The sequence below is a fragment of the Rubrivirga litoralis genome, from assembly GCF_031846415.1.
Classification (GTDB): domain Bacteria; phylum Bacteroidota; class Rhodothermia; order Rhodothermales; family Rubricoccaceae; genus Rubrivirga; species Rubrivirga litoralis.
The window spans coordinates 1-25,074 of record NZ_JAVRHT010000028.1 but is presented as its reverse complement, the minus strand read 5'-3'; the positions used below and the strand labels follow the sequence as shown (position 1 = coordinate 25,074).

General features: G+C 75.1%; 22 protein-coding genes and 1 pseudogene. 12 read left to right on the top strand and 11 right to left on the bottom strand.

Annotated elements, in window-relative coordinates; translation table 11 throughout:
• Positions 1-78: 78 nt before the first annotated feature.
• From RM540_RS11870 to RM540_RS11860, 3 genes are all read right to left on the bottom strand, one after another.
• Complete coding sequence (locus RM540_RS11870) at positions 79-732, bottom strand: hypothetical protein (protein ID WP_311664337.1); 654 nt, start codon at positions 730-732, stop codon at positions 79-81.
• 125 nt (positions 733-857) lie between these two features.
• Complete coding sequence (locus RM540_RS11865) at positions 858-2,018, bottom strand: DNA double-strand break repair nuclease NurA (RefSeq protein ID WP_311664335.1); 1,161 nt, start codon at positions 2,016-2,018, stop codon at positions 858-860.
• Positions 2,019-2,309: 291 nt separating this feature from the next.
• Positions 2,310-4,373: an acyl-CoA dehydrogenase family protein gene (locus RM540_RS11860; protein WP_311664333.1), complete on the bottom strand. Its 2,064-nt coding sequence runs from the start codon at positions 4,371-4,373 to the stop codon at positions 2,310-2,312.
• A gap of 275 nt (positions 4,374-4,648) precedes the next feature.
• Here RM540_RS11860 and pyrF point away from each other — a divergent pair, with 275 nt between their 5' ends.
• The 7 genes and pseudogenes from pyrF (at position 4,649) to RM540_RS11825 (ending at position 9,588) form a co-directional block, all read left to right on the top strand.
• Positions 4,649-5,482, top strand: a complete 834-nt coding sequence (pyrF, locus tag RM540_RS11855) for an orotidine-5'-phosphate decarboxylase (RefSeq protein ID WP_311664331.1) — start codon at positions 4,649-4,651, stop codon at positions 5,480-5,482.
• 142 nt (positions 5,483-5,624) lie between these two features.
• A pseudogene (yiaA, locus tag RM540_RS16415) lies at positions 5,625-6,126 on the top strand (inner membrane protein YiaA).
• 382 nt (positions 6,127-6,508) lie between these two features.
• The gene (locus tag RM540_RS11845) at positions 6,509-7,015 is read left to right on the top strand and encodes an RNA polymerase sigma factor (protein ID WP_311664329.1); all 507 of its coding nucleotides are present in this window, start codon (positions 6,509-6,511) and stop codon (positions 7,013-7,015) included.
• Positions 7,012-7,854, top strand: a complete 843-nt coding sequence (locus tag RM540_RS11840; protein WP_311664327.1) for a zf-HC2 domain-containing protein — start codon at positions 7,012-7,014, stop codon at positions 7,852-7,854. The genes RM540_RS11845 and RM540_RS11840 overlap by 4 nt, the downstream gene beginning before the upstream one ends.
• Positions 7,855-7,861: 7 nt before the next feature.
• A complete protein-coding gene (locus tag RM540_RS11835; protein ID WP_311664325.1) occupies positions 7,862-8,434 on the top strand; it encodes a DUF4252 domain-containing protein in 573 nt (190 codons plus the stop codon).
• Complete coding sequence (locus RM540_RS11830; protein WP_311664323.1) at positions 8,424-9,083, top strand: hypothetical protein; 660 nt, start codon at positions 8,424-8,426, stop codon at positions 9,081-9,083. The genes RM540_RS11835 and RM540_RS11830 overlap by 11 nt, the downstream gene beginning before the upstream one ends.
• A 28-nt stretch (positions 9,084-9,111) precedes the next feature.
• Positions 9,112-9,588 (top strand): hypothetical protein, encoded by a 477-nt coding sequence (locus RM540_RS11825; protein ID WP_311664321.1) that lies wholly within the window; start codon positions 9,112-9,114, stop codon positions 9,586-9,588.
• A gap of 161 nt (positions 9,589-9,749) precedes the next feature.
• Here the strand turns inward: RM540_RS11825 and RM540_RS11820 are convergent, their stop codons facing one another.
• The 3 genes from RM540_RS11820 to RM540_RS11810 all read right to left on the bottom strand — a co-directional run bounded on the left by RM540_RS11820 (position 9,750) and on the right by RM540_RS11810 (position 13,300).
• A complete protein-coding gene (locus tag RM540_RS11820) occupies positions 9,750-11,750 on the bottom strand; it encodes an alpha-ketoacid dehydrogenase subunit alpha/beta (protein ID WP_311664319.1) in 2,001 nt (666 codons plus the stop codon).
• A gap of 283 nt (positions 11,751-12,033) precedes the next feature.
• On the bottom strand, positions 12,034-12,720 hold the full coding sequence (locus RM540_RS11815) for an OmpA family protein (RefSeq protein ID WP_311664317.1): 687 nt from the start codon (positions 12,718-12,720) through the stop codon (positions 12,034-12,036).
• A gap of 163 nt (positions 12,721-12,883) precedes the next feature.
• Positions 12,884-13,300: a DUF4398 domain-containing protein gene (locus tag RM540_RS11810; protein WP_311664315.1), complete on the bottom strand. Its 417-nt coding sequence runs from the start codon at positions 13,298-13,300 to the stop codon at positions 12,884-12,886.
• A 305-nt stretch (positions 13,301-13,605) separates the two neighbouring features.
• Here RM540_RS11810 and RM540_RS11805 point away from each other — a divergent pair, with 305 nt between their 5' ends.
• The 3 genes from RM540_RS11805 to RM540_RS11795 are packed head-to-tail and all read left to right on the top strand — an operon-like array spanning position 13,606 to position 15,451.
• Positions 13,606-14,079: a DUF2243 domain-containing protein gene (locus tag RM540_RS11805; RefSeq protein ID WP_311664313.1), complete on the top strand. Its 474-nt coding sequence runs from the start codon at positions 13,606-13,608 to the stop codon at positions 14,077-14,079.
• A 2-nt stretch (positions 14,080-14,081) separates the two neighbouring features.
• Entirely contained in the window at positions 14,082-14,909 is an 828-nt protein-coding gene (locus tag RM540_RS11800) for a cytochrome c oxidase assembly protein (protein ID WP_311664311.1), read from the top strand.
• A complete protein-coding gene (locus RM540_RS11795; RefSeq protein WP_311664309.1) occupies positions 14,909-15,451 on the top strand; it encodes a hypothetical protein in 543 nt (180 codons plus the stop codon). Before RM540_RS11800 ends, RM540_RS11795 begins: the two co-directional genes overlap by 1 nt.
• 126 nt (positions 15,452-15,577) lie before the next feature.
• Here RM540_RS11795 and RM540_RS11790 read toward each other — a convergent pair whose 3' ends face one another.
• On the bottom strand, positions 15,578-17,065 hold the full coding sequence (locus tag RM540_RS11790; protein ID WP_311664307.1) for a sugar transferase: 1,488 nt from the start codon (positions 17,063-17,065) through the stop codon (positions 15,578-15,580).
• Positions 17,066-17,194: 129 nt separating this feature from the next.
• On the opposite strand from RM540_RS11790, the gene RM540_RS11785 reads away from it, so the two are divergent.
• The gene (locus RM540_RS11785; RefSeq protein ID WP_311664305.1) at positions 17,195-18,922 is read left to right on the top strand and encodes a capsule assembly Wzi family protein; all 1,728 of its coding nucleotides are present in this window, start codon (positions 17,195-17,197) and stop codon (positions 18,920-18,922) included.
• A 399-nt stretch (positions 18,923-19,321) separates the two neighbouring features.
• Positions 19,322-20,374, top strand: coding sequence for a phosphatidylglycerol lysyltransferase domain-containing protein (locus RM540_RS11780; protein WP_311664303.1), 1,053 nt, complete (start codon positions 19,322-19,324; stop codon positions 20,372-20,374).
• A gap of 188 nt (positions 20,375-20,562) precedes the next feature.
• Here the strand turns inward: RM540_RS11780 and RM540_RS11775 are convergent, their stop codons facing one another.
• The 4 genes from RM540_RS11775 to RM540_RS11760 all read right to left on the bottom strand — a co-directional run bounded on the left by RM540_RS11775 (position 20,563) and on the right by RM540_RS11760 (position 24,960).
• Positions 20,563-21,327 carry an energy transducer TonB gene (locus RM540_RS11775; RefSeq protein WP_311664301.1) on the bottom strand — a complete coding sequence of 255 codons (765 nt, stop codon included), beginning with the start codon at positions 21,325-21,327 and terminating at the stop codon, positions 20,563-20,565.
• Between the two features lie 110 nt (positions 21,328-21,437).
• Positions 21,438-22,526 carry a PorV/PorQ family protein gene (locus RM540_RS11770; protein WP_311664299.1) on the bottom strand — a complete coding sequence of 363 codons (1,089 nt, stop codon included), beginning with the start codon at positions 22,524-22,526 and terminating at the stop codon, positions 21,438-21,440.
• Positions 22,527-22,823: 297 nt separating this feature from the next.
• A complete protein-coding gene (locus RM540_RS11765) occupies positions 22,824-23,402 on the bottom strand; it encodes a DinB family protein (RefSeq protein ID WP_311664297.1) in 579 nt (192 codons plus the stop codon).
• Between the two features lie 154 nt (positions 23,403-23,556).
• Positions 23,557-24,960, bottom strand: a complete 1,404-nt coding sequence (locus RM540_RS11760) for a transcription antitermination factor NusB (RefSeq protein ID WP_311664295.1) — start codon at positions 24,958-24,960, stop codon at positions 23,557-23,559.
• Between the last annotated feature and the right edge of the window lie 114 nt (positions 24,961-25,074).

The following is a 25,074-nucleotide window of genomic DNA, read 5'->3' as shown; positions in this document are numbered from 1 at the left end:
TGTCCCTACGGGCGCCGTCGGTGGGCGGGGCGGAACCAGACGGGCACCCCCTCGCCCGCGCGTTCCCCATCCCCCGCCCTACTCCACGCGGCGGAGGATCGACTGGAGCCGCTCGTGGTCGTCGTCCATGAGCCGGGCGAGCGCGCGGCCGGCGGCGACGAGCACGGCCTCGCCGTCCGGCCCCTCGCCGTGGCTCTTGTAGAGCCCGCGGAGCGCGGCCGCGATCAAGTCGTCGGCGGGGACGGCCGGGTCGGGGCTCCGCGCCAGCGTCCGCAGCACGTCGAACGGGGCCGCGATCGCGGCGACGGCCTCGGGCGCGCACGGGCGCACGCGGTCGTGGAGGGCCGCGGGGCGGGGCGGGAGCGTCTGGCGGACGTGCGGGCGCCCTTCACGCTGGCTCTGCCCGTCCCAGTACGCCAGCACCTGCGCGCGGACCGTCGTGCGGATAAGCTCCAACAGCTGCGGCATCTCGCGGCGGAGCCGGTCGCGGTCGTAGTCAGCGCCCAGCGCGACCGCCTGGCGGCCGGGTTCGACGGAGCCGGTCTCGGCGTGGCTCACGAGCCCGTAGAGGACCGCCCCGCCCCGCCCGTCGATGCCCTCGGTCTCGACCTCGATCCACGACCCAAAGGCGGGCACCTCGGCGTCGGGGTAGACCTCGGCCAGGATCTCGCGCGTGCTCGACGCGATGACTTCGGCGACGGGCGGGGCGGGGGATGCGGGGGAACTGGGCAATGGGAAAAAGGAGAGGGCAGAGGGAGAACAGGCGGGGCGATGAGTGGCGGAGCGGCCGGGGGCAGGGCGGCGGCTTTCTGCCCGTTCCCCTCCCCCCTTTCCCCATCCCCGCGAGCGAAGCGAGCCTACACCCGCGGCGCCCGCTTCGAGGCCGCCTTGCCGGAGTACGTCGGGACCACCCCGCCCGCGCGGCGGGCCTGGCGGGCGAGGATGCGGTAAAACACCTCCTTCTCTTGCATCCGCACGACGGCGCGCTCGTGGGCCTCCTGGAGGATGATGGGGTAGCCCCCGCCCTTTTCGCACTGGTCGAGGACGACGGCGTGCGCGAGGTCGAGCCACTCGGGGTTCTGCGCCACCCACTCCGGCATCTCGACGCGGCCCACCTCGCCGCAGCCGCGGACGTAGAACGCGACGATCCGGTGAGCGCCGTAGCGCTTGAGGACGCCTGAGCGGGAGAGGAACACGGCGCTCCGCTCGCCCTCGGCGAGCCACGCCTCGAACAGGTGGCGGTCCAGCAGGCCGCGGATCGACTCCGGCCCCTCGGCCCAGTCGTCCTCGCCCAGGTGCAGCCGGAGGAGGTTGACGACCTCGGCGTTGCCCGGGCGCGAGACGTACGACATGACCGGGATGCCGGCCTCGCGGAAGCGGTCGAGCTCGGCCACGTAGCGGTCGATGAGGCGGTCCTCCAGGCGCCGGTTCTTCATGCCGCGGAGCATCCAGCGGATGAGCGTGCCGTCGGCGACGGCAAGAACGGGCCGCCCGCTCCGGCGCTCGGCCTCGGCCGTCTCGAACAGCCACGTGAGCTCGAGCTCGTCGCGGAGCGCCGACACGACCTCGGTCGTGAGGTCGATGGGCGAGGCGTCCGCGTCGTCGTCCTGGGCGAGGTCGGCCAGGTCCTGCTGGCGGTAGCGGAGCGTGGGCTCGGCGGCGATGAGCGGCGGGTCGAGCGTGCCGTAGTGGAACGCCACGCGGCCCACGTTGAGGAGGTAGCACGCCGGCTCGACGTGGCGGTCGGGGAAGATCTGCGACCCGTCCGTCGCCACGACGGTCACGGTGGCGGGGCGGGGCGGGCAGCCGTCGCGGGCGTCGGGCCGCGCCTGCGGGAGCGCCCGGAGCGGTCCGCCGGAGAGGGCCTGCGCGCGCTCGACGAGCGCCTCCCACGCCGGCGCGCAGTCGGCCAGCGCCACGCGGGCGCGGTCGAGGCGGCCGGCGTGCGCGCGGTCCTCGCCCCGCCGGTAGACGGCGAAGTCCTCGATCTGGCCGGCGAGCCGCGTAAAGTCGACCACGGGGGAAAGTGGGAAAGGGAAAGGGGAAAGGAAGCCCAGGCAGGAGCTCTGTGGGACCGCCCCGCCCCCGCGCGCCGTCGGCGCGGCCGCCCCGCCCGTTGTGTCCGTCGGCAAGGTAGGACGTGGGCGGGCGGGGCGGGGCGGCCCCGGCCACCCCACCCTGAGGATCCAGCTCCTGCCATACCGTCCCGCGGCCTCCGTCCGACTGCGGAGCGCCCATAAACACGCCCGCCCCGCCCGCGCAGTGGCGGGCGGGGCGGGGCGGTCGAACTCAGCGTCCGGGCGGGGCGGCTAGGCCTTGGCCTTGGCCTTTTTCTTGGCCGTCTTCGCCGGCGACGCCTCCTGGACGGCGCCGTCGCCCGCCGCCTCGCCGTCGGGGCGGGGCGTGTACGGGGCGCCGTCCTCGGGGAACTGCTTGATGTACGCCTCCTGGACCTCGTGGCCCGTGCCGGCGGCGACCGGCGAGGTCTCGTGGATGTAGAACTCGTCGTTCGGGAGCGTGTCGACCCAGGTCAGCGCGGCCTCGGCGGCGCGGAGCATGGAGTCGTCCGAGTTCTCCGTCAGCGCGCGGACGTTGGCCTTGATCCGCTCGTGGGCCATGTGCATAAAGTGGAGGCCGGCGAGCTTGTCGCGGTCCCACTCCGGCCCGCTCGCGCCGTCGGCCAACTGCTGGTCGAGCTTGGCGAGCACGCACGACCACGCGAACATGAGCGTCGCGTTGTCGGCGAACCGGGCCTGCGTGACCTGGGCGGTCACGATCTGCTCCTCCATCCGCTTCGAGGCCAGCTTGAACTCGCGCGTGTGCGTCTGGACGTGGGCCGCGAGCCGGTCGGCGAACGACCTAAGCGACGGGTGGACGCGCGTGAGCTCGGGCTTGGCCACCTTCTTGCCGAGGAAGATCTCGGCGGCGAGCGGCGTGCCGGCCCGGACCGTCTGCGGCTTGAAGGCGCCGGCGAGGATGCGCTGGAGGTTCTCCGTCGTCGTCTCCTCGTCCGACCACTCGACCTGGTTGAGCACGCCCAGCATGTGCTCGGCGAGCTGCTTGCCGCCGTAGGCGAAGATGAACTGCTGCATGACCTCGTTCGAGCCCTCCACGATCCGGTGGATCCGGTTGTCGCGCCACAGGCGCTCGAACTCGTTCTCGGTCACGTAGCCCTCCCCGCCCATGATCTGCATGGCCGAGTCGATCACGTTCCAGCCCTCCTCGGAGCAGAAGTACTTGCAGGCGGCCGTCTCGACCATGATGTCCGGGTCGTGGCGGTCGAGCATCCCGCAGACCTCGTAGAGCATGGCGTCCATCGCGTAGCACAGCGCGTGCATCTCAGCGACCCGCTTCTGGACGAGCTCGAAGTCGGCCAGCGGGCGCTGGAACTGGTACCGCGTCTGGACCCACTTCGTCGACTGCTCGGCGGCCTGCTTGGCGGCGCCGGTGACGCCGGCCGAGAGCGTGCAGCGGCCGTAGTTCAGGCACGTCAGCGCGACTTTCAGGCCCTGGCCCTCGCGGTGCAGCAGGTTCTCCTTCGGGACCTTCACGTCCTCGAACCGGATGCGCGCCTGCCACGTCCCGCGGATGCCGGCCTTCGAGCGGTTCTTCTGGAAGAACGTCACGCCGTCCATGTCCGGCGTCACGATGAGCGCCGAGACGCCCTTTTTGACCTTGCCCGTCTTGGGGTCCTTGACGTCCTGCGTGGTCATAACCGTAAGGAGCCCGGAGAGGGCGCCCGACGTGATCCACTTTTTCTCGCCGTTGAGGACGAAGACCTGCTCCTCCTCATTCCACTCGCAGTGCGTCTCCTGGCCGGCGGCGTCGGAGCCCACCTGGGGCTCGGAGAGGCAGAAGCCGGAGAGCTTCTCGCGGGCCACCATCGGGAGGAAGCGGTCCTTCTGGTCGTCGGTCCCGAACAGCATGAGCGCCTTGCACCCGATCGACTGGTGGGCCGAGACCATGACGGCCGTCGAGCCGCACCGCCGGCCGATGGCTTCGAGGACGCGGTTGTACGACGCCACGCCGAGCCCGAGCCCGCCGTACGGCTCCGGGACCGTCATGCCCATGACGCCCATCTCGAACAGCCGGTCGACGACCCACTCGGGGATGACCTGGTCCTGGTCGATCTGGATCCGCGGGTGCTCGGTGTCGAGGTACGCTTCGAGCTCGTCGAGGAGCTTGTCGGTCTTGGCCTTTTCCTCGGGCGAGACCTCGGGGTACGGGAACACGAGTTCCTCGCGGATGCGGCCCCAGAACAGGTTCTTGATGAACCCCATGTCCTCGGGCTCGGGACCGAACATGGTCTCGACCTCGCGGATCATCTTCTGGTCTCGGGCGGAGACGCCCTTCATCGTGGAGAGGTCGGCCATAGCGGTTGCGCGTGTGCTCGTGTTAGGGGAATGGAAGCGCTTCTGAGACGACCGGAGGTGCTCCCTGGGTCCCGCCGTCGGTTGAAGCCTGAGGCAAGGCCAGAAGGCAGAAGGCAGAAGGCAGAAGGCAGAAGGCAGAAGGCAGAAGGCAGAAGGCAAGATGCCCACCCCGCCCACCCGGCGCGAGGGCGGGGCGGCAGGAAGTCGATGGAATGTGGCTTGACCCGCCCCGCCCCCGCCCGCATTCTCCGCTCTCTCCGCTCTCTCCGCTCTCCATGCCCTCACCCCACCCCGCCCCATTCGCCGACCGCCTAGCGGCAGCCGTCGCTGAGGTCGGTTCCCCGCTGTGCGTCGGGCTCGACCCCGACCCCGAGCGCCTCCCCGCCCCGTTCGTCGTGGGCGGGGCGGAGGGCGCCGCCGCGTTCTGCGAGGCCGTCGTCGGGGCGACGGCGCCGCACGCGGCGGCGTTCAAGCCCAACCTGGCCTTTTTCGAGGCGTACGGGCCGGACGGGTGGGACGCCCTCGCCGCCGTCTGCGCCGCCGTCCGCCGGGCGGGGCGGCTCCTGGTCCTCGACGGCAAGCGCGGCGACATCGGCAACACGGGCCGGCGCTACGCGGACGCCCTCTACGACGGGCTCGGGGCCGACGCGACCACCGTCGCGCCGTACATGGGGGCCGACAGCGTCGCCCCGTTCCTGGAGCACCCGGGCCGCTGCGCGTTCGTCCTCGTCGCCACCTCGAACCCGGGCGGGGCCGACCTCCAGGCGCTCGACGTGGGCGGCGAGCCGCTCTACCGGCGCGTCGCCCGGCTGGCCGTCGAGGCCGTGCCCGACGAAGACGCTTCCCGTCGGGGCGGGGCGGCCGGGTTCGTCGTCGGCGCGACTCGCCCGGCCCTCCTGGCCGGGCTCCGCGACGAGCACCCCGGCGTCCCGTTCCTGGTGCCGGGCGTGGGCGCCCAGGGAGGGGCGGCGGCCGAGGTGCTCGACGCGAACGCCGGCGGGCCGATCCTGGTGAACAGCAGCCGAGCCATCCTCTACGCCTCACCCGGGGCCGACTTTGCCGAGGCGGCGGCGGACGCCGCGGCGGACCTCGCGGGGCGACTGCGGTAAGTGACCGGGCGGGGCGGCCCGCGTGGAGCCGCCGAGGCTTTTCCCGCCCCGCCCGGCGGGGTGGCGCGGCATAGTCCGTTTGCATTAGGGCTAAACGCGTTACGCGCTGTAGCCTACGGGTCTCCTCCCACCCCGCCCCGACATGAACACGACGACCGCCCGCCCCACGCCCGCCTTCATCGCCGCGTCCTGGACGGCCCTCCTGGTCGGCGCCGTCGCCTTTATGGTCGGGCTGTGGAACGCCGCGATGCTCCTGAACGAGAAGGGGTACTACCTGACGGTGCTGCTGTTCGGTCTGTTCGCGGCCGTCTCGCTCCAGAAGTCGGTCCGCGAACGGCTGGAGGGGATCTCGGTGACGGCCCTCTACTTCGGCCTGTGCTGGGGGGGCGGTCGCGATCGCCATCACGCTGCTCTTTGTCGGGCTGTTCAACGCCGACCTGGCGCTGAGCGAGAAGGGGTTTTATGGCATGTCGTTCCTGCTCGTCCTGTTCGGCGCCGTGGCCGTGCAGAAGAACGTCCGCGACCTCGCCCTTTTCGACGCGGGCCACCCCGCCCTCGACGACCTGGACGTCGGCCGCCCCGCCCCCAGTTCAGACGGCGAGGCCGTTCTCGAGGGCGAGGCGTTCCGGGGCGGCTCGTTCTAGAGCGGTGGGTACGGGGGTACTCGGTACGGGGTACGTGCGCGCCGAGGTCAGATCGGGCCATACCCCGCACCCATCCGCAGAGTGCTTTGAGGGCGGGGCGGCTCAGATGCTCCTGGGCAGGGGCGGGCGGGGCGGGGGCGCTACGCCGCGCCGTTGGCGAATGCGTTGAGGCCGCCGCCCCGCTCCTGTGAGCACGGGTGGACCGGGAACCGAGCGCCGTCTCGAATCGGGTCCGGGCTCGCGGCCCCGGCTGAGGGCTGAGGGGCCAGAGCGGGCGGGGCGGGGTGGGGTGGGCAGAGGTGGTGGGGGAGCGGGCGCGCGATTGGGGGCCTGTAACCTTTGAGAAGCGACCCCCGTCGTTCGTCCGTCACGCCCCCACACCATGACCGCCGACGGCCTCGTCCGTGCCCACGCCGACCTCGCGTACCGCGTCGCGCTGCGCGTGACCGGGTGCCCGGCGGACGCGGCCGACGCCGCGCAGGACGCCCTCGTGAACGTCTGGCACCACATCGAGACCGTCGAGCCCGACCGGCGCCGCGCCTGGGTGGCGCGCGTGGCGCGGAACGCCGCGCTCGACCTCGTCCGCCGGCGGCGCGTGCGGCCGCAGCCCGGGCTCGCCGAGCCCGTCTCCGAACCCGCGAGCGCCGCCCCGCTCCCCGACGACGACGCCCACGCGGCCGACCTCCGCGCCGGGATCGAGCGGGCGCTCGGAACGCTCGACGAGCCGTACCGCTCGCTCCTCGTGCTCCGCGACGTCGAGGGGCTGGCCTACGCCGAGGTCGCCGACGCGCTCGACCTCCCGCTGAACACGATGAAAGTGTACCTGCTCCGCGCGCGCCGGCGGTTCCAGGCCGCCCTCACCGCCGCCTCGCCCGACCTCGTCCCATGACCGCGCCCTGCACCCGACTCGACGAGTTCCTCGACGGCCGGCTCGCGCCGGACGAGGAGGCCGCATTCGAGCGCCACCTCGCTGACTGCGCCGCGTGCGAGGCCGCGCTCGACGCCGCGCTCGCCGCCCCGCCCCCGTCGGTCAGCGCCGACCTCGCCGTCCTCGCTGACGCGACGTGCCCGCCCGACGTGGTCGCCGCTGCGCTCGCGGCGGCGCACCGGACGTCCGCCCCGCCGGCCGCCACTCGGGCGGGGCGGAGCGCCGCGCGCCCGGCGCCGGACCGCCCCGCCCGGCGTGCGCGGGCGGGGCGGCGGTGGGCGCCCGTCGCGCTCGTGGCCCTGGGCGCGCTCGCCGTTGCCGTCGTCTTGTGGCCGGGCGGGGCGGGCGTCGAGCCGGCGCCGCGCGTGGCCGAGCGCGTGGCGCCGGCCCCGGTCGCTCCCACCCCGCCCCTGGGCGCCTCGCCCGACACCGCCCCGCCCGGAGGCACGACGCCTGAAGCCGCCCCGCCCGAAACCACCACGTCCGACACCGCCCCGCCCACCGTCGCGGACGCCGCTCCGGGCGGGGTGGAGCCGCGGGCCAACGACGCAGCCGCGCCGAGCGCTCCGCCCGACAACGGCCTGCCCCGCCCGAGCGGGGCGGCCGCCCCGCCCCCGGACGCCCTGGACCTCGCCGGCGCCCCCGAGCCGACGGCGGCCGAGGTCGAGGCCGCCGCCCAGGACCTCCAGCTCGCGCTCGCGCTCGTCGCCCGCGCGCAGCGCCAGGCCGACCGCGCCGTCCGCGACGAGACCGACGCCCTCCGCGCCCTCGACACCGCCCTCCCCCACCTCGCCCCGTAACGACGCCATGAGACGCCTCCTCCTCACCCTCGCCCTGGCCGCCCCGCTCGGCGCCACGGCCCAGCCCGTCGACGTCGCCGCGCTCGACGCCTTGTTCGAGGCCCCGCCCACGGTCGAGGTCAACCTCCGCGGGTCGCTCCTCCGGCTCGCGTCCGAGGCCGCCCGCGCCGAGGAGCCCGAGGCCGCCCTCATGCTCGACGGCCTCCGCGCCGTGACCGTCCGCGTCTACACGCTAGGCGCCACGCGCGACCTCGCCGTGCGGCGCCTGGCCGACGTCGGCCAGCGGTTCGAGGCCGACGGGTGGTGGACGTTCGTCCGCGTCCGCTCGCAGCCGGGCGACACTGAAAACGACGGCGACGTCTGGATCTACGTCCGCGACGCCGGCGACGCCTTCGACGGGATGGCCGTCATGGCCGTCGACAACGAGGACGACAACGCCGTGTTCGTTCTCATCGACGGGACCATCGACCCGGCCCAGGTGAGCGCCCTCACGCGCCGCTTCGCCGACGTCGACGTGGACGACGAGGCAGACCAGGCAGACCGCGACGGGGACTCCAGCCGCGACGACGATGACCAGTAGAGCCCTCCCCGCCCTCGCGGCGCTCCTCCTCCTCGCCCCGCTCACCGGGTGCGTCTCGTTCGAGATGAACCGGCTGAGCCGAGACCTCCGACACGACGTTGAGGCCCAAACCGACGCCGAGGTCGGCGACGGGTTCGCAGTCGGATTCGGCCGGCTCACGATGGGGACCACCCGGTTTCTCGGGCGGCTCGCCGCCCCAAGCTCCACGCGCGAGGCCCGCCAGATCATCGGCCACGTCAAGGCCGTCAAGGTCGGCCACTACCGCCTCCGCGGCGCGTTCGACGGCCGGGCGATGTCCACGCCCCGCGCCCTCCGCCGCTACCGGGAGGACGGGTGGAGCCCGTTCGTCGTCGCCCGCGACAGCGCCGCGGCCGCGTGGGTGTTCCTCCGGGAGCGCCCCGACGGCCGCCTCACCGACCTTCTCGCCGTCGTGATGGGCGAGGGCAACCTCGTGCTGACGAAGGTGAGCGGCAACCTCAACGGGCTCGTCCTCGACGCCGTCGCGCTGGGCGCCGCCGGCGGGCGGGGCGGGCTCCTCGACGACGCGCTCGACCGGGCCGGCGTCGGGCCGCGCGCCGCGCGCGACTCGGTCTCGGGAGCCGCCCCGCCCGCTCCTCAGGCACTCCCCGCCACGGCCGGAGGCGGGTAGGCGGGGCGGGGCGGCGTAGGTTCGGGCCATGCCCGTCCGCCCCGCCCTCGCCGTCCTCCTGCTCCTCGCCGCCGGCTGCGCCCGCGGCCCGGTCGAGACGGCCGGCGCGCTCGAACCGGGCGACGAGACGCTCGCGACGGGCGAGCTGGTCGACGCCCACGAGGTCGACGTCGAGCCCGGCCAGTGGGTCCGCGTCGAGGTCGAGGCCGAGGGCTTCGCGCCCTACCTCATCCTCCACAGCCCGGACGGCGTGCAGACCGACGTGCCCGGCGGCGCGCGCGCGGCCGCGACGGCGTTCGTGGCGCCGGTCGCGGGGCGGTGGGAGGTGCTCGTGACGTCGTCGGCGCCGGGCGGGGCGGGGCCGTACCGGCTGGTCGTCGAGGTGGCCGACGCGCCGCCCGACCTCGACCGCCTCCCGCCGGGCCACCCCGCCCTCCCAGGCGGCCCGCTGCCGCCGGGGCACCCGGAGCTGGGGCCGGAGGAGGAGCCGATGTGGACGGTGTAGCGGGCGGGGCGGCCGAGCAGCCGGCGGATCGCGGATCGAGGACCGAGAGTCGAGAGGGCGGGGCGGCCGAGAAGACCGCCACCCCGCCCGTTCCTCGGCCTCACGGGCTGGGGTCAGCAGGGGCCGCTGCGTCGGGGCCGCCCTCGGCGCGGGCGGGGCGGTCAGAACGCGAGCGCCCGGTCGACCGCCCCGCCCAGGCGCGCGCGCGCCGAGTAGACGTCGGACTCGAGCTGCGGGGAGAACGGAACCGGCAGGTCGGCCGCGCCGACGCGCACGGGCGGGGCGTCGAGGTACGAGAACGCGGCCTCGGCGACTTCGGCGGCCACCTCGGCACCGAACCCGCCGGTCCGCGTCGCCTCGTGGAGCACGAGGAGCCGGCCGGTTTTCTCGACCGACGCCAGGACGGCCGCGCGGTCCCAGGGGACGAGCGTCCGGAGGTCGACCACTTCGAGGTCCGCCTCGTGCGTCTCGGCAAGGTCCAGCGCCCACTGCACGCCGACGCCCCACGTCACGACCGTCAGGTCCCGCCCCGCCCGCGCGAGGCGCGCTTCGCCGAGCGGCGTCGCGTAGTCGCCCGTCGGCACGTCACCCCGGAGCGCGCGATAGAGCCTCTTGTGCTCGAAGACGAGGACCGGGTTGGGGTCCGCGATCGCCGCCCGGATGAGGCCCTTGGCATCGGCGGGTGTGGCGGGCACGACCACTTTGAGGCCGGGGACGTGGCAGAACCACGCCTCGGGGCTCTGGCTGTGGAACGGTCCGGCCCCGATGCCGCCCCCGAACGGGAGCCGGACGGTGACCGGCACCGGCGCGCCCCAGCGGTAGTGCGTCGTGGCGAGGTTGTTGACGATCTGGTTGAACCCGCACGTCACGAAGTCGGCGTACTGCATCTCGACGACCGGGCGGAACCCGTCGAGCGCGAGGCCGAGCGCGCACCCGAGCGCCCCGCTCTCGATGATCGGCGTGTTGCGGACGCGCTCCGGCCCGTAGCGGTCGAGGAACCCGGCGGTCGTTTTGAACACGCCGCCGTAGCCGGCCACGTCCTGGCCCATCAGCAGCGTCGCGTCGTCGGCGTCGAAGGCGTTGCGCAGGCCGTCGGAGAGCGCGTCGATAAACCGCTTCTCCTCCACCCCGCCCTGGCCTTTAGCGGGCGGGGCGGGCAGGGCGGGGCGGTCCGCGGGCGGGGCGAACAGGTCGGCGGCCTCGCCCTCGGGCGTGCCCTCGACGGGCGGCTGCTGTAGCGCCCACTCGGCGACCTCCTCGACCTCGGCCTCGACCTCGCGGTCGACGGCGTCGAGCGTAGCCTCGGCCACGCCGCGCTCGACGAGACGGGCGCGGAAGGCGGCGACGGGGTCGCGCGCCTCCCACTCAGCGATAAGGTCGTCGGGGACGTAGGCCGTGCCGCTGGCCTCCTCGTGGCCGCGGACGCGGAACGTCTTCATTTCGAGGAGGGTCGGCCCCCGCCCCGCCCGCGCGCGCTCAACGGCTTTTTTTGTTGATGCAATAACGAATTCTATGTCGTTCCCATTGACGACCACGCCCGGCATCCCGTAGCCCGCCGCCGCGTCGGCGAGATCCTCGACGGGGACCGCGTCGGCGGTCGGCGTGGAGAGCCCGTACCCGTTGTTCTCGACCACGAACACGACCGGCAGCGACCACACGGCGGCCAGGCTCAGCGCCTCGTGGAAGTCGCCCTCGCGCGTGGCCCCCTCGCCGGTGAACGCGAGCGCGACGGCGTCCTCGCCCCTCAACTGCGCGGCCAGCCCCAGCCCGTCGGCGACCGGGAGCATGGCGGCCAGGTGCGAGATCATCCCGACGATCCGGTGCTCGCGCGTGCCAAAGTGGAAGGTCCGGTCGCGGCCGTTCGTGAACCCGCCCTCGCGCCCCATCATCTGGCAGAAGAGCGGGCGGAGCGGGACGCCGCGCGTGGTCCACACGCCCAGGTTCCGGTGCATGGGGAGCAGCCAGTCGCGGTCGTCCAGCGCCCACGCGCACCCGACGGCGATCGCCTCCTGGCCGTAGCCCGAGAACCACTTCGAGATCCGGTTCTGGCGGATCAGCCGGAGCATCTTGTCCTCGACCGCGCGGGGCAGGCGGAGCGCCCGGTACAGGTCGAGGTCGGCGTCCGAGACGGGCGGGGCGGCGACGTGGGGGGCGGTGTCCATGCGGGCGGGGCGGCCGGGCGGGGTGGCGAAGCTACCGACCGCCCCGCCCCGGCACGTGGGGTACGGGCGGGGCGGACGACGGGACCCGCGAGCCCGTTCGCCCTCACGACCAGAACCTCTACGACCAGAACGGCGCCGGGCACGGGCTCTTCGCCGGCCTCCTCGGCGAGGCGAGCGGGTGCGTCGGGGGCTCTCTGCCCCGCCGGTTTGGCCAAAGCCCCACCCCCTGCGTCCGAGCGGGGCGGCCCGGGGTCAGGACGCCGCCCCGCCCGGGCATAGCCCGTCAGCGCGTGGGGAGCGCGTCGAGGCGGTCGGCGACGGTGATCTCGATCCGGCGGTTTTGGCGCTGGCCTTCGGCCGTGTCGTTGGGGGCCACGGGGTATGCCTGCCCATACCCCGCCGCCACAACGCGGGAGGGGTCGATGCCGGCCTCGACGAGCTGGGCCTTGACGGCCGCGGCACGGCGGACCGAGAGGTCGAGGTTCTGCTTCTCGTTGCCCGTACTGTCGGTGAACCCCTCGACGAGGACGACGCGATGGGGGTGGGACAGGAGGTAAGACGCCACGCGGGCGACCGCCTCGCGGGGGGCCGGGCGGAGGTCCGTCTGCGCCGTTTGGAAGGCGTCCGTGATGAGGAGGCGGCGCCCCCCCTCGGCGTCGGCGCCGGAGACGCTGCGCTCGGCGTCGTCGAGCGTGGCCTGGAGCGCTGCCACGCGCACGCGTCGCCGCGTGAGGTATGCTTGGTGCACCGCCTCGTCGAGGTCCCCGGCCTCGAGCGCCGCGGCGGCGGCGCCGAGGTCGTAGCGAGCCGCGAGCGCGGACGAACGGTCGGCGCGGTCGACGGCCCGGCGGGCCTCCGACACGGCGGCCTCAGCCTCGGCACGGCTGGCGGTGTAGACAACGGCGGAGGAACTACAGCCGGCGAGACCAACTGCGAGCACCGCCGCCAAGAAGAGAGCCGGAGACGTCAATCGACGCATGAGGAACAGGCGGAAGGAAGGAAATGCGAAGGGGGCGCTACGGCCGCCGCCCCGCCCCATCTGGGGTCGGCTGCGGCGAGGGTCGGTCGGCGGGGGCTGAGTAGCAGTGACCCGCCCTTAGCGGGCGGAGCGGGGCCAAGGGGCGGCCTCTGCCCTAGTTCGCGAGGGCGGTATCGACCTCGGCGCGGAGCGCGCGGACTTCGTCGTAGAGCGCGCGCGCTCGGCGCGCGCGGGCGGCGAGCACGGTGAGCTCAGCGAGTTGGCCGTCGACGAACGCCTCGCGGGCGAAGCGGCTCGCCCCGACAGCGTCACCACCTGCGAGCGCCTGCTCTGCCTCGTCCAGACGTGTCGTCGCTGCCCGGAGCTCGACCGCGGCCTCGGCCTCAGCCCCGACCGCCCGAGCGTCGGCGATAGCCTCGCGGGCGCGGGCGAGCTCCGGCTCAGCGTTGACGGCCGGCGGCGGGGCAGGGCGGGACGTGGCGCACCCAGCCCCGACAGTGAGTGCTCCGATCAGGAGTCCTTGCCAAGCGAGGCGGTTCCAGAGGGCGGCGGAGGGCGAAGCAACAGGCATGCGTCGAGGGAAACGAGGGGGCACAACGGTGCCCTACCCAGCGGGGTCCGCGTGCCAGTTTACGGAGCGGGGCGGGGTTTCGAGCGTGACAAATGTGTGGGAGCGAACGTCACGAATGAGCGTCACCGCGCAAGCGTAGTCGCCAGGAACTCGACCGGATTCCTCCAGGGAGCCGCGTACGAGCCGCCTCACCCGAACTGAGGCCATTCCCTCCCCGAGCTCCTCGCCTTAGCCTGCGGGGAGATGCTGCCCCGCCCGGACCTCGGCGGGCAGAACAGGGTTGGCCCCTCTTCCCCGCCCCGCCCATGCCCGACGCTCCCCGCCCCGCGGCTCCGCCCCGCCCCGACGCCCGCCGGTCGCTCGGCGTGGCGGCCCTGCTCGGCGTCGGGCTGATGGCGGCCGTCGACGAGGTCGTGTTCCACCAGCTCCTCCGCTGGCACCACTTTTTCGACCTCTCCACGCCGGCCGTCGGGATCATCTCGGACGGGCTGCTCCACGCCTTCGAGCTCGTGGCTCTCGTGTCGGGCGCGTTCCTCGCCGCCGACCTCCTCCGCCGCGGGGCGTGGGCGGGGCGGTGGGCGTGGGCCGGCGGCTTCCTCGGCGCCGGCGGATTCCAGCTCTTCGACGGGATCGTGGACCACAAGGTGCTCCGCATCCACCAGGTCCGCTACGGCGTCGAGCTCCTGCCGTACGACGTGGCGTGGAACGCGGTCGGGCTCGCGCTCCTGGCCGTGGGCGCGGCGCTCGCGGTCCGCGCGCGGCGAGCCAGGCCGGCGTAGCCGTGGACCACGCGCCTTCTCCCGCCCCGCTCCTAGCGCTCGCGGCCGTGCTCATGGCCTACCTCGCCGCCGCGCGCGCGCAGCGACGGGCGGGGCGGCGCTGGGCCGGCGGGCGGACGGCGGCGTTCGCGGGCGGGGTGGCGCTCCTGGCCCTCGCCGCCGCCCCGCCCCTGGCGGCGTGGGCGCACGGCGACTTGAGAGGCCACATGGTCCAGCACGTCTTGGTCGGGATGCTCGCCCCGCTCGGGCTCGTGCTCGGCGCGCCGGTGGCGCTCGCGCTGCGCACGCTGCCCGTCCCGGCCGCCCGCCGCGTGACGCGATTTTTGAGGGGCAGGGTGGTGCGCGTCGTGTCGCACCCGGCGACGGCGGCGGTCCTGAACGTGGGCGGGATGGCCGTGCTGTACCTCACCCCGCTCTACGCGGCCACGCTGCACGCGCCGGCGCTCCACGCGTTGGTCCACCTGCACGTTCTGGCGGCCGGCGTGCTGTTTACGTGGGCCGTCCTCGCCGGGCCGGACCCGGCGCCCCACCCCGCCCCGCTCGCGACCCGGCTCGGCGTGCTGACGCTGGCGATCGCGGCGCACGCCGTCCTGGGCAAGCTGATGTACGGGTACGGGTGGCCGTGCGGCGTGGCGGGCGCGGCGGAGGTGCAAGCGGCGGCGCAGGTCATGTACTACGGCGGCGACCTGGCGGAGGGGCTCCTGCTCGTGGCCCTCTTTGCGCGCTGGTACCGGGCGGGGCGGACGGCCGGGGGCGGGGCGGCCGCCGGGGGCGGGGTGGCGGCCCGGGCGAGGCGCGCGCCTCAGGACTTGAGACGCGTCCGAGGCTGATGCTCCCACCCCGCCACTCCGCCCTGCTGGGCCTCGTCGCGCTGCTCGTCGGCGGGTGCGCGGCCCTCCGCCCCGCTCCCCACGTGGACCGGCCTAGCAGCCTCGTCGGATGCTACCGGCTCGACGCTCCGGAGGCGGCGGGCTACCCCTCGTGGTTCCGCGGGACGCCTGGAGCGGTGGAACTGACGGCCATCCCCGTCGCCGGTCGGGACTCGACGGGGCAGTCCGTGCCGTCGCCGTACCGTGCTGCATACGGCCGCACGGACGTACGCGACTGGCCCCGCGACGACGACCCGTTTCAGGCGTGGCGTCCGACGGAGGCCGGCGACTCGCTCCTCATCGCGCTCGGTCCTGCTCGGTTCGCCTTCGGCGGCGTCTACGTCGTGGCTCGGCCTGAGCGGGGCGGTCTCGTCGGCCGGCTCATCGCGTATACCGATGCGTCGGCGACGGGTGAGTACCAGAAGTCCGTTCCGCTCCAGGCACCGCGCGTGCCGTGCCCCGCGTACCGGACCAGGAGCTCCGAGCCGGGAGGCCGTCGCTAGACCTAGGCCGGGCTCCACCCCGCCTCAGGCGCGTCTCGCAACGGGCGGGGTGGAGAAAGCGGCTCCCCAAAGCTCCAGAGATCGCAAGCCGCTCCGACCTCCTCGCCCCACCCGTGGGCGGGGCGGTCAGTGCCCGCGCCCCAGGAGCGCCGTCCGCACGGTCTGGAACAGGATCGTCGCGTCCATCTGGAGGCTCATGTTCTCGATGTAGAACAGGTCGTACTTCAGCTTCTGGCGGACGTCCTCGATGTCGGCGTCGCGGCGCCACTTGACCTGCGCGAGGCCGGTCAGCCCGGGGTGGACGCGGTGGCGGCGGCTGTAGAGCGGGACCTGCTCGGCCAGCTGGCGCACGAAGTACGGCCGCTCCGGGCGCGGACCGACGAGGCTCATCTGCCCCACGAGCACGTTCCACAGCTGGGGCGCCTCGTCCAGCCGGAACCGCCGGAGCCACCGGCCGACCGGCGTCACGCGGGCGTCGCCCCGCCCCGCCCACACCGGGCCGGTCTCGCGCTCGGCGCCGTCGACCATCGTGCGGAACTTGAGCATCGTGAACGGCCGCCCGTCGCGCCCGACCCGCTCCTGGCGGTAGATGGCCCCGCCCGGCGACGTCAGGCGGACGAGCGCGCCGAGGGCCAGCCACAGCGGGAGCCCGGCCACGAGCGCCACGGCGCTCGCGACCACGTCGACGATCCGCTTGGTCCGGCGCTCCCACACCGGGATGGGCTCCGGGAGCACCTCGATGAGCGGGATCCCGTACGTGTGTTCCGTCCGCGCCATGCCGCCGATCGCGGCGTAGAAGTCGGGGACCAGCTTGAGCGTGACCGGGCGCCCGTCGCACACGCGGAGCACGGCGTCGAGCGTCGCATGGTCGTCGCTGCCCAGCGCGATGAGCACGTCGCGCACGCCCAGGCAGTCGATGAGGCGCGGGAGCTCGGCGACGCCGGCCTCGGGGGCGCCGGCGGCCGTGACTTCGACGGCCCCGGCCGGGAGCACGTCGCCGCCCGGGGACGGCCTCTCGACCACCCCGCCCCCGTCGTCGCCCGCGGGCCTCGGGACGTCGCCGGCGAAGGCCGGCTCCGTCACCGCAGGCTTGAGGCGGATGGCGCCGACGACCTCGATGCCGGCCGCCGGGTAACTCGCGAGGTCGTGGTAGAGCGTCTCCACCCGGTCCGACCACCCGACCACGACGGCCCGGTGGCGGCCGTAGCCACGGACGACCAGCGCGCGTTGGAGGCCCCGAATCGCGAGCCGCTCGGCGCCGACGAGCGCGAACACCGCCCCGCCGTAGACGGCCATCGCCTGCCGCAGCGCGTCGGGCGCGACGCGGTCGAGGGCGTACCCGAACAGGAGCACGAGCGTCCCGAACACGACCACCTTCAGGAGCGCGACGAGCTCGTCGAGCCGACCGCCGGCGTAGCGCTCGCCGTAGAGCCCCGAGAACGAGAACAGGACGAGCCACCCCGCCACGAGGAGCGCGACGCCGAGCGCAGCCGACCCGCCGGGCTCCGGGACCCAGTCCCACGCCGCCGGCCCGCGCAGCACCACGGCGGCGGCGAGCGCGGTAGCGAGGGTGTCCCCCAGGAGGAGGGCGAGCAGTTCGACTCGACGAGACACAGAAGCGCGTCGGGAGAGGGCGCGTAGCGGAACGGTCTCAGTCGGTGCGGGTCGAGCGGGGGGTCAAAAGTAGGACCCCGCCCCAGGGGGCGCAAGGCACGCCGGAGCCACCCGTAGCTTGGGCCGCCCATGCCCCGCCCCGCCCTCCTGGCCCTCGTCGCCGGCCTGGCGGCCCTCGCCGCCGCCCCGCCCGCCCGCGCCCAGGCCGAGGTCGTCCCCGCCGAGCACCCGGTCTACGCCTTCCTCGCCGACCAGCGCGTGGCGGGGCGGCTCCCCGAGTTCGACGCCGAGATCCTCCCGACCGGGCGGCGGACGGTCCGCGCGCACCTCGACAGCCTCACCGTGCGCGACAGCCTCGCGCGGCTGCCGCCCGACGCGTGGGCGGGGCGGGGCGGAGCGGATGGGGCGGGGCGGCTCGGGGCCGCCGAGCGGTTCTGGCTGGGCGAGTTCCGCCGCGAGTTTTTCGAGCCGCTCGACCGCGTCCACAGCTACCTCGGCAACGGCCGCGCCGGCGTGCTCGACGCGGACGCCGAGCGGACCTTGTTCTACCACCGCTCGGACGACTGGCGCGCCGTCGTGGTCGGCGAGGGGGCCGCGCAGGTCCGCGCGGCGCGCGGCGTCGGCGGCGAGGACCGGAGTGCGGGCGGGTTCGCCCGGGCCGTCCGCCTCACGGTGGCCGGCGGGTGGCGGGGCTGGCTCGGGCTGTACTCGAGCACGCTGGCCGGCACCCAGACGTCGGGCGACGCGGCCGTGCTGCGGAGCGACCCCGCGCTCGCCCCGCTCTACTACGTCTCGCGCGACCCCGACAACGTGGCCGGCCCGTTCGACCAGACGTCGGCCTCGCTCCGCGTGCGGACCGGCCCGTTCTCGGCCGAGATCGCCCACGAGCGGCTGCGCGTCGGGGCCTCGGCCGACGCCCCGCTCGTGCTCAGCGCCAACGCCGACTACCTCCCGTTCGTCCGGCTGGGCCTCCACACGCGCGTGCTCGACCTCCAGGCCGTCCACGCCGCGCTCAGCTCGCGCTCGGCCCAGGTCGCCGGGCCGAACGGCGACAACGGGATCGTGAGCCCCGAGCGCTACCTCGCGCTCCACCGGCTCCGCGTGCGGCCGACGCGGTGGCTGGACCTGGCCTTTACTGAGATGGTGGTCTACGGGCTCCGCGGCCCCGAGATCGCCTACCTCAACCCGCTCTTCCCGATCAAGGCCGCCGAGCACGCGCTCTACGACCGCGACAACTCGCTGTTCGCGCTCGAAGCGACGGTCCGCCCCGCCCGCGGCGTCGAGCTCTACGGCACGTGGTTCGTCGACGACCTCGCGACGGCCGAGCTGGGCGACGGCCGGTTCTCGAACAAGTGGGCCATGAACGCGGGCGGGTCGGTCACGCTCCCGGTCTCGGGGTGGACCGCGTTCGGGGAGTACACCCGCGTCGAGCCGCACACCTACACGCACCGCTTCCAGGAGGACGGGTTTTTCTACAACGCGTACACGCACAACGCCTTCGGCCTGGGCCACCCTATCGGCCCGAACGCTGACCAGTGGCTGGCGGGCGTCCAGGCGTGGCTGCCGGCCCGCGTGCGCGCCCGGGCCGTCGCCCGCTACCGCCGCCGCGGCGAGAACTACACCGATGAGACTGGCGCGTTCGTGAACGTGGGCGGCGACGTCGAGGTGGGCACCGCTCCGCCCGACGGCCTCAAGGCGTTCCTCTCGGGCGACCGCTTCGAGGGCTGGGGCCTCCAGGGGCAACTGGTGGTCGAGCCCCTGAACGACGTCGAGATCCGCCTCTTCGGCGACCTCCAGCGGTGGGACCGCGCGCCCGACGAGGCGTTCGTCCGCGCCGAGCTGGCGGTCCGGCTGTAGGGTACGGGGTACGGGGTACGGGGTACGGGAAGATGCCGGGCGGGGCGGGGCGGCGCCACCGGGCGGGGCGACATCTCGTAGCGGCGTTGCATGCAACGCCGTTGGGCCGCCGCCCACGGGCGGGGCGGCATCGGGCGGGGTGGCGCGCGGGCGGGGTGGCGCTGGGCGACCGCCCCGCCCGCGTCACAACCACCCCTATCCCCTCCTGACCAGGAGGGGGACTGCCGCCGCCCTCGGCCGGCGTTTGTGCCTGACGTGGCCGCCCCGCCCCACGGCACCCACCCGCGGGCGGGGCGGCCGGAACATTTCGCGGCGCCCGCCCCATCCCCCATCCCCCATCCCCCATCCCCCATCCCCCATCCCCCATCCCCCATCCCCCATCCCCCATCCCCCATCCCCGTGACCTCCGACCGCGCCCTCGTCGACCGCTACGGGCGGAGCCCGTCCGTCGAGCAGGTCCTGAACCCGGGCCTCGCCCGGTGGCGGCAGGACGACGCGCTCGTGGCCTACGTCCGCGCGCGGCGAGCGCCCTGGGGCGGGGCGACGTGGGTGGCCGCCGGCGAGCCCGTGTGCCCGCCGGGCGACGTGGCGGAAGTCGCCGCTGCGTTCGAGGCCGACGCCGAGCGGGGCGGGGCGGACGTGTGCTGGTTCGGCGTGGGGCGACCGTTCCTCGACGCGCTCGGCGCGTCCGGTCCGCACGGATCGCTCGTCGTCGGGGCCGAGCCCGTGTGGGACCCGGCAGAGTGGGCGGCCACCTACGACGCCACGCGCTCGGTCCGCGCCCAGGTCAACCGGGCGCGGAACAAGGGCGTCGAGGCCGCCCTGTGGGACGGCGGCCCCGCCCCGCTCCAGGCGGTCCTGGACGAATGGCTGGCCCGGCGCGGCCTGCCCGCCCTCGGGTTCATGACCGACCCGCTCGTGCTGGGCCACCTCGGCGCGCGGCGCGTGCTGGCGGCCGAGCGGGGCGGCGACGTCGTCGGCTACCTGCTGCTCGCGCCGGTGCCAGCCCGCGACGGCCGGTTCGTCGAGTGGGTGATCCAGGGCGACCGCGCGCCGAACGGGACGGCCGCGCTCCTCATCGACCGGGCGTTCCGGCTCGCGGCCGAGGAGGGCGCCGCGTTCGTGACGCTCGGGCTGGTCCCGCTCTCGACGCACGCCCCGCTCTCGGACCCCGCCCCGCCCCGCCTCATCCGGGCCGGCCTGGCGTGGATGCGTGCACACGCCCAGCGGTTCTACAACTTCGGAGGCCTCGAACACTTCAAGGCCAAGTTCCGCCCCGGCGCCTGGGAGCCCGTCTACCTCGCAACGTCGACGCCGCGCGTGACGCCCACGATGCTCTACGCCGTCGCCGACGCGTTCTCGCGGGGGCGCGGCCCGGTCCGCCTCGCCGCCCAGGCCCTCGCGGACGCCGTCGCGGACGAGGTGCAGACGGCGGCGCGGCGCCTGGGGTGAGAAGAGGCGGGGAGGAGAAGAAGAGAGGAGCGCAGCCGCCCCGCCCGCAGATCCGTCTGCGCGCCGCCGCGGACGGCTCGCCGTTCCCCGAGATCGCCGCACGTCTGGGGCGGGGTGGTGCAGGCGAGCCCACCGCCCCGCCCGCGCCACGAGGGCGCGCGGCCTCTTCTCCTCCCCGCCCCGCCCGCTCAGTTCGCGCGGAAGCGGAAGGTGACCGTGTTGCTCTGGTTCACCTGCGGCACACCGGCCGGGAGCGGCTCGGCGCGGCAGCGGTTGATGACGCCCTGGACCAGCCGGTCGAGGTCCGAGTTGCGGGGCGGGAGCGGCTGGTTGGCCACGTAGCTCCCGCTCGGCGAGTACGTGACCCGGTAGCGGACCTCGCCGACGATGCCGTCGAACGGCGGCGTGGGGCAGGTGTCGGCGCGGTTGCCGCGGTTGAACCCGACCTCGGTCGCGGCGTCGCCGCCGGAGCCGCGCTGCGTGCCGTCGTCGGTGCCGGCCGTCGAGGCGTCGCCCTCGGAGCGGCCGCCGCCGCGCGTGGGGCGCGTGTTCGTCGGGGCCGTCGGGCGCGGTTCCGGGCGCGTGGCGCTGGACGGCGGGTTGGGCGGGGCGGGGCGGGCCTCGGGCGTCGGGGCCGGCCGCGGCAGCGGGTTGTCGCGCGGCGGCGTCGGCGTCCGCCGGGGGACGCGCGCGGGCGTGGCGGCGGGCGGGGCGGGGCGCTCGGGCTCGGGCTGCTCGGCGGCCTCGCTCGGCGCTGCGCTCGGCGCCGACTGCGGCGGCCCCTCGACGACCGGGAGCGTCGGCGCCACGCCGAACTCGATCTCGGTCAGCTGGGGCGGGTAGTCCTCGTCCAGCGTCTCGGACGGCGTCGCCGCCACGAGCACGAGGAACACCAGGAGCACGGCGTGGACGCCCAGGCTGAGGGCGATCCCTTCGCGGTCGTCGCGGGACACGGGCGGACCCAGAGGGCGGTGGGGGGAGACGGAGGATAACGCCGGACGCCGCCCCGCCCGTCCCCACCCCGCCCGGCGGCTCGCACGTGAGCCGGGCGGGGCGGGGTGGTCTACCGCCCGCGGGGCTCGCCGAAGCGGTAGGCGACGGACACACGGTGCGACTGGCCGAGCTCGCCGGTGAGGCCGCCGAAGTCGCCGAACCCGTAGTCGACCGAGAGCGCGCCGAGGCGCACGCCGGCGCCGACCGACGGCGTCACCTGCGTCCCGTAGTCTTCGTTCGTCGTCAGGTCCGAGAGCCCGGCGCGGAAGGCGAGCACGTCGCGGTAGACGACCTCCCCGCCCACGCGCGGGTGGTACGACACGTCGCCCGTGTTGAGCGCGTTGGCGGCGAAGCCGTCGAAGGCCACGTCGAGGTCGGCCGCGAGCGTGAGCGCGACGTCGGCGCCCAGCGCGCGCGACGAGGCGGCCCCGAGGCGGAGGACCGGGCGGACGCGGGTGTCGAGCCCGAGCGGCCGCTCGTCGCCTTCGAGCTGCTCGAACAGGGCCTCGTCGATCGACCACACCTGGTTCATCGTCGTCGCGTCCTGGACCGCGATCCCAAGCGCCACCCCGCCCAATTTCAGCTGCGCGCCGACATCGAGCGAGTAGCCCCAGGCGCTAGCAAAGTCCCCGATCCCCCGCTGGACCACCTTGGCCGAGGCACCGACCGAGAGGACATCGGAGACGCGGCGGGCGTACGACAGGAAGAGCGCGTGGTCTGCCGCCGAGAAGTACGTGATGTAGTCGGCGGCGTCCGGGCGCGGGAGGCCGGTTGCCGGGTCGAGCGCGTCGAGCGTGTTGGCGATGTCGTCGACGGCCGAGCGCACGAGCGTCACGGCGACGGTCGAGCGGTCGGAGAGCGGGACGGCGACGGCCGCGTAATCGAACGAGACGGCGCCGTCGAACCGCTCGGCGTGCATGTAGGCCCCCTCCGTCTGGCGGAGCCCGTCGAGCCCGGCCGGGTTCCAGTAGCCGGCCGTCACGTCGCCCACATGCGCCACGACCGCCCCGCCCATGCCCAGCGCGCGCGCGCCGACGCCCGTCGCCAGGAACTCGGCCCCGTACCGGACGCCGGGCTCGTCGGGCGCGGCCGGCTCGACGTCTTGGGCCGCCGCGGGCGCGGCGAACAGGAGCAGGGCGAGCCAGAGGCGCGTCGGCATCACGGGCGGGGCGGGGGGAACCCAGAGGGCGAGAACGTACCGAGGCGCAGAGGCGGGCGGGGTGGCGAGCCCGCAAGGTCGGGCACGCCCGGGTCCATCGCAAGGCGCGTGCCGTCGCCCTGCCGGAGCGCCGCCGCCCCGCCCCTGACGCGCGGGCGGGGCCTGGACGGCTCGCCGCGTCCGGGGCGGGCGGATCCAACGGGCGGGGCGGTCCTGAACGGCGCCGCCCCGCCCGTGGCCGCCCCGCCCGTGGCGTGGTGCGCCTCCAGGCGAATGCGGACACCGCACGGGGCGTCCCTACGAGTCCGCCCCGCCCCCGACGCTGGGAGGGCGTTCGACCGCCCGCTCGGCCTGCCCGACGTGGCGGAGCGCGTGGAGCCCCATCGCCTCCAGAAATGCCCCGGCCGGCAGCTTCAGGAGGGGGACGAACGGCGACCGCACGCGGACTCGCCCCAGGTCTACACCGTCGGCCCGCTCGCAGAGGGCGAGCCAGCGGGCGGCGTCGGCGTCGAACTGGGCGACGGCGCGCGCGCGGTCCACGTCCGAGCGGAGGCCCGCCGGGCGGGGCGGCCGCATGCCCCCGAACGTCGGGACCGGCCGGCTTCCCGGGCGGACGGCCTCGACGAACCGCCGCGCCACCCAGCCCCACCGGAACGGCCCCTCGCCGCGCGGCGCCCCCGCCCCGAGTGCCGCCTCCAGCGCCGGCAGGTACGCCGCGGCCGTCCGGTTGAGGTGGACCACGCACTCGCCCGCCGACCAAGCTTTGGCCGACGGCTTCCGGTTGAACGCGTCGTCGCCCACCCCGCCCGCGAGCGCGTGGAGGCGCCGGCGGGACTCGGAGAACGCGTCGACGTAGGACTGGAGCTGCGGGCTCATGGCGCGGGCGGGGCGGACGACCCGGGGCGGGACGCAGGGAGGTACAGGGTACTCGGTACGAGGTACCCGCGCGCCGAGGCCAAACCGGGCCGTACCCCGTACCCCGTACCCGCCCGAAGGGGGCGGGGCGGTTCAGGATAGGACGCGCCCGCCCCTACCCCGCCCGGCGGAGGCGCGCCGCGAACGCCCCGTCCGTCCCGTGGACGTGCGGGAGCGCCCGGTACACGTCGCCGTCGCGTATGGGCTCGGGCACGAGGGCGCCCACGGGCTCCAGCGAGAAGTCGGCGTGACGCGCGAGGAAGGCGCCGACGCGGTCGTCGTTCTCCTCGGCCTCGACCGAGCACGTCGAGTAGACGAGGAGCCCGCCGGGGCGGACGGCGCGCGCGGCGGCGTCGAGCAGGCGGTCCTGAAGCGCGGCCAGCTCCCTGAGGTCCTCGGGCGAGCGGTTCCACCGGAGGTCGGCCCGCTTGGCGAGCACGCCGGTGCCGGAGCACGGCGCGTCGAGGAGCACGCGGTCGAACGGGCGGGGCGGCGTCCACGTCGTTAGGTCGGCTGTGACCGTCTCGACAAGGTCGGCCACGCCCTGCGCGCGCGCGGCCTCGGCAACGAGCGCCGTCTTCGCCTCGCTCACGTCGAGCGCCACGAGCCGCCCCGCCCCGCCCGGGATCGCTCCGCCCGCGGCCATCCGCTGCGCCGCGTAGACCGCCTTGCCGCCCGGCGCCGCGGCCCCGTCGAGGACGGCCTCGCCCGGCTGCGGGTCCAGTACGCGGACGACCAGCCCGGCCGCCTCGTCCTGGACCGCGCACGCGCCCTCAGCCAAGAGGCCCGCCCGCAGGACGGGTTGCAGGCGCCCGACCGTTACGAAGTCGTCGAGCCACCGCGACCGTTCGGGCTCGGCGCCCAGGCTGGTCAGGCGCTCCGCGAGCGCGTCCACCCCGCCCGGGCCATCGGGTTGCGGCCCATCGGGTTGCGCCCGACCCGTGGCGCGGAGCGCGAAGCGGGGCGGCTCGTTGTTCGAGGCCAGAAACCGAGCAGTCGCCTCCTCGCCCCACGCCGCGAGCCACCGGCGGACCATCCACGTCGGGTGCGAGTGGCGGACGGCGAGGTCGTCGGCGAGGTCGCCCGTGGACGGCTCGGGGAGCGCCCCATCGCGGAGCGCCCGCGCGAGCGCGCGGAGCACGGCGTTGGCGAGCCCGCCGGCCCCGCGGTGGAGGAGCGCCCGCGCCGTCTCGACCGCCTCATTAACGGCCGCGTGCGGGGCGGTCCCCCGGACGACGAGGTCGTAGGCGCCCACGCGGAGCGTCTGGAGCAACTCGAGGTCGAGCGCGCCCAGCCCGCCCCGCACGTAGTGCCCGAGCAGGAAGTCGAGCCACCGCTTCTGCCGCGTGACGCCGGCCACGTAGTCCGACGCCGCCCGCGCCGTCTCGGCGTCGACCCGCCCCGCCCCGCGGCGGGCGGCGCCGAGGCGGGCCACGAACGCGCCGTCGGCCTCGACGCGGAGCAGGCGCTCGACGGCGAGCACGCGGGCGGACACGGGCGGGGCGGGCGTCTCGGGCATGGACGGAAGCTACCGGGCGCGGCGGCCGAGCTCGGCGCCGCCCCGCCCCGTTCACCGAGTCCTCGTCGGGTCCCGGCCGCCACGCCGGACGCGGGGTGGAGCGGGCGGGGCGGT

What these genes read in the sequence shown, in the direction of transcription:
- RM540_RS11825 (WP_311664321.1), top strand. Translation starts at nt 9,112, where the DNA reads ATGCCCGTCCGCCCCGCCCTCGCCGTCCTCCTGCTCCTCGCCGCCGGC.
- RM540_RS11795 (WP_311664309.1), top strand. Translation starts at nt 14,909, where the DNA reads ATGCTCCCACCCCGCCACTCCGCCCTGCTGGGCCTCGTCGCGCTGCTC.
- RM540_RS11860 (WP_311664333.1), bottom strand. Translation starts at nt 4,373, where the DNA reads ATGGCCGACCTCTCCACGATGAAGGGCGTCTCCGCCCGAGACCAGAAG.
- RM540_RS11835 (WP_311664325.1), top strand. Translation starts at nt 7,862, where the DNA reads ATGAGACGCCTCCTCCTCACCCTCGCCCTGGCCGCCCCGCTCGGCGCC.
- RM540_RS11760 (WP_311664295.1), bottom strand. Translation starts at nt 24,960, where the DNA reads ATGCCCGAGACGCCCGCCCCGCCCGTGTCCGCCCGCGTGCTCGCCGTC.
- RM540_RS11845 (WP_311664329.1), top strand. Translation starts at nt 6,509, where the DNA reads ATGACCGCCGACGGCCTCGTCCGTGCCCACGCCGACCTCGCGTACCGC.
- RM540_RS11770 (WP_311664299.1), bottom strand. Translation starts at nt 22,526, where the DNA reads ATGCCGACGCGCCTCTGGCTCGCCCTGCTCCTGTTCGCCGCGCCCGCG.
- RM540_RS11830 (WP_311664323.1), top strand. Translation starts at nt 8,424, where the DNA reads ATGACCAGTAGAGCCCTCCCCGCCCTCGCGGCGCTCCTCCTCCTCGCC.
- pyrF (WP_311664331.1), top strand. Translation starts at nt 4,649, where the DNA reads ATGCCCTCACCCCACCCCGCCCCATTCGCCGACCGCCTAGCGGCAGCC.
- RM540_RS11765 (WP_311664297.1), bottom strand. Translation starts at nt 23,402, where the DNA reads ATGAGCCCGCAGCTCCAGTCCTACGTCGACGCGTTCTCCGAGTCCCGC.
- RM540_RS11820 (WP_311664319.1), bottom strand. Translation starts at nt 11,750, where the DNA reads ATGGACACCGCCCCCCACGTCGCCGCCCCGCCCGTCTCGGACGCCGAC.
- RM540_RS11810 (WP_311664315.1), bottom strand. Translation starts at nt 13,300, where the DNA reads ATGCCTGTTGCTTCGCCCTCCGCCGCCCTCTGGAACCGCCTCGCTTGG.
- RM540_RS11805 (WP_311664313.1), top strand. Translation starts at nt 13,606, where the DNA reads ATGCCCGACGCTCCCCGCCCCGCGGCTCCGCCCCGCCCCGACGCCCGC.
- RM540_RS11785 (WP_311664305.1), top strand. Translation starts at nt 17,195, where the DNA reads ATGCCCCGCCCCGCCCTCCTGGCCCTCGTCGCCGGCCTGGCGGCCCTC.
- RM540_RS11840 (WP_311664327.1), top strand. Translation starts at nt 7,012, where the DNA reads ATGACCGCGCCCTGCACCCGACTCGACGAGTTCCTCGACGGCCGGCTC.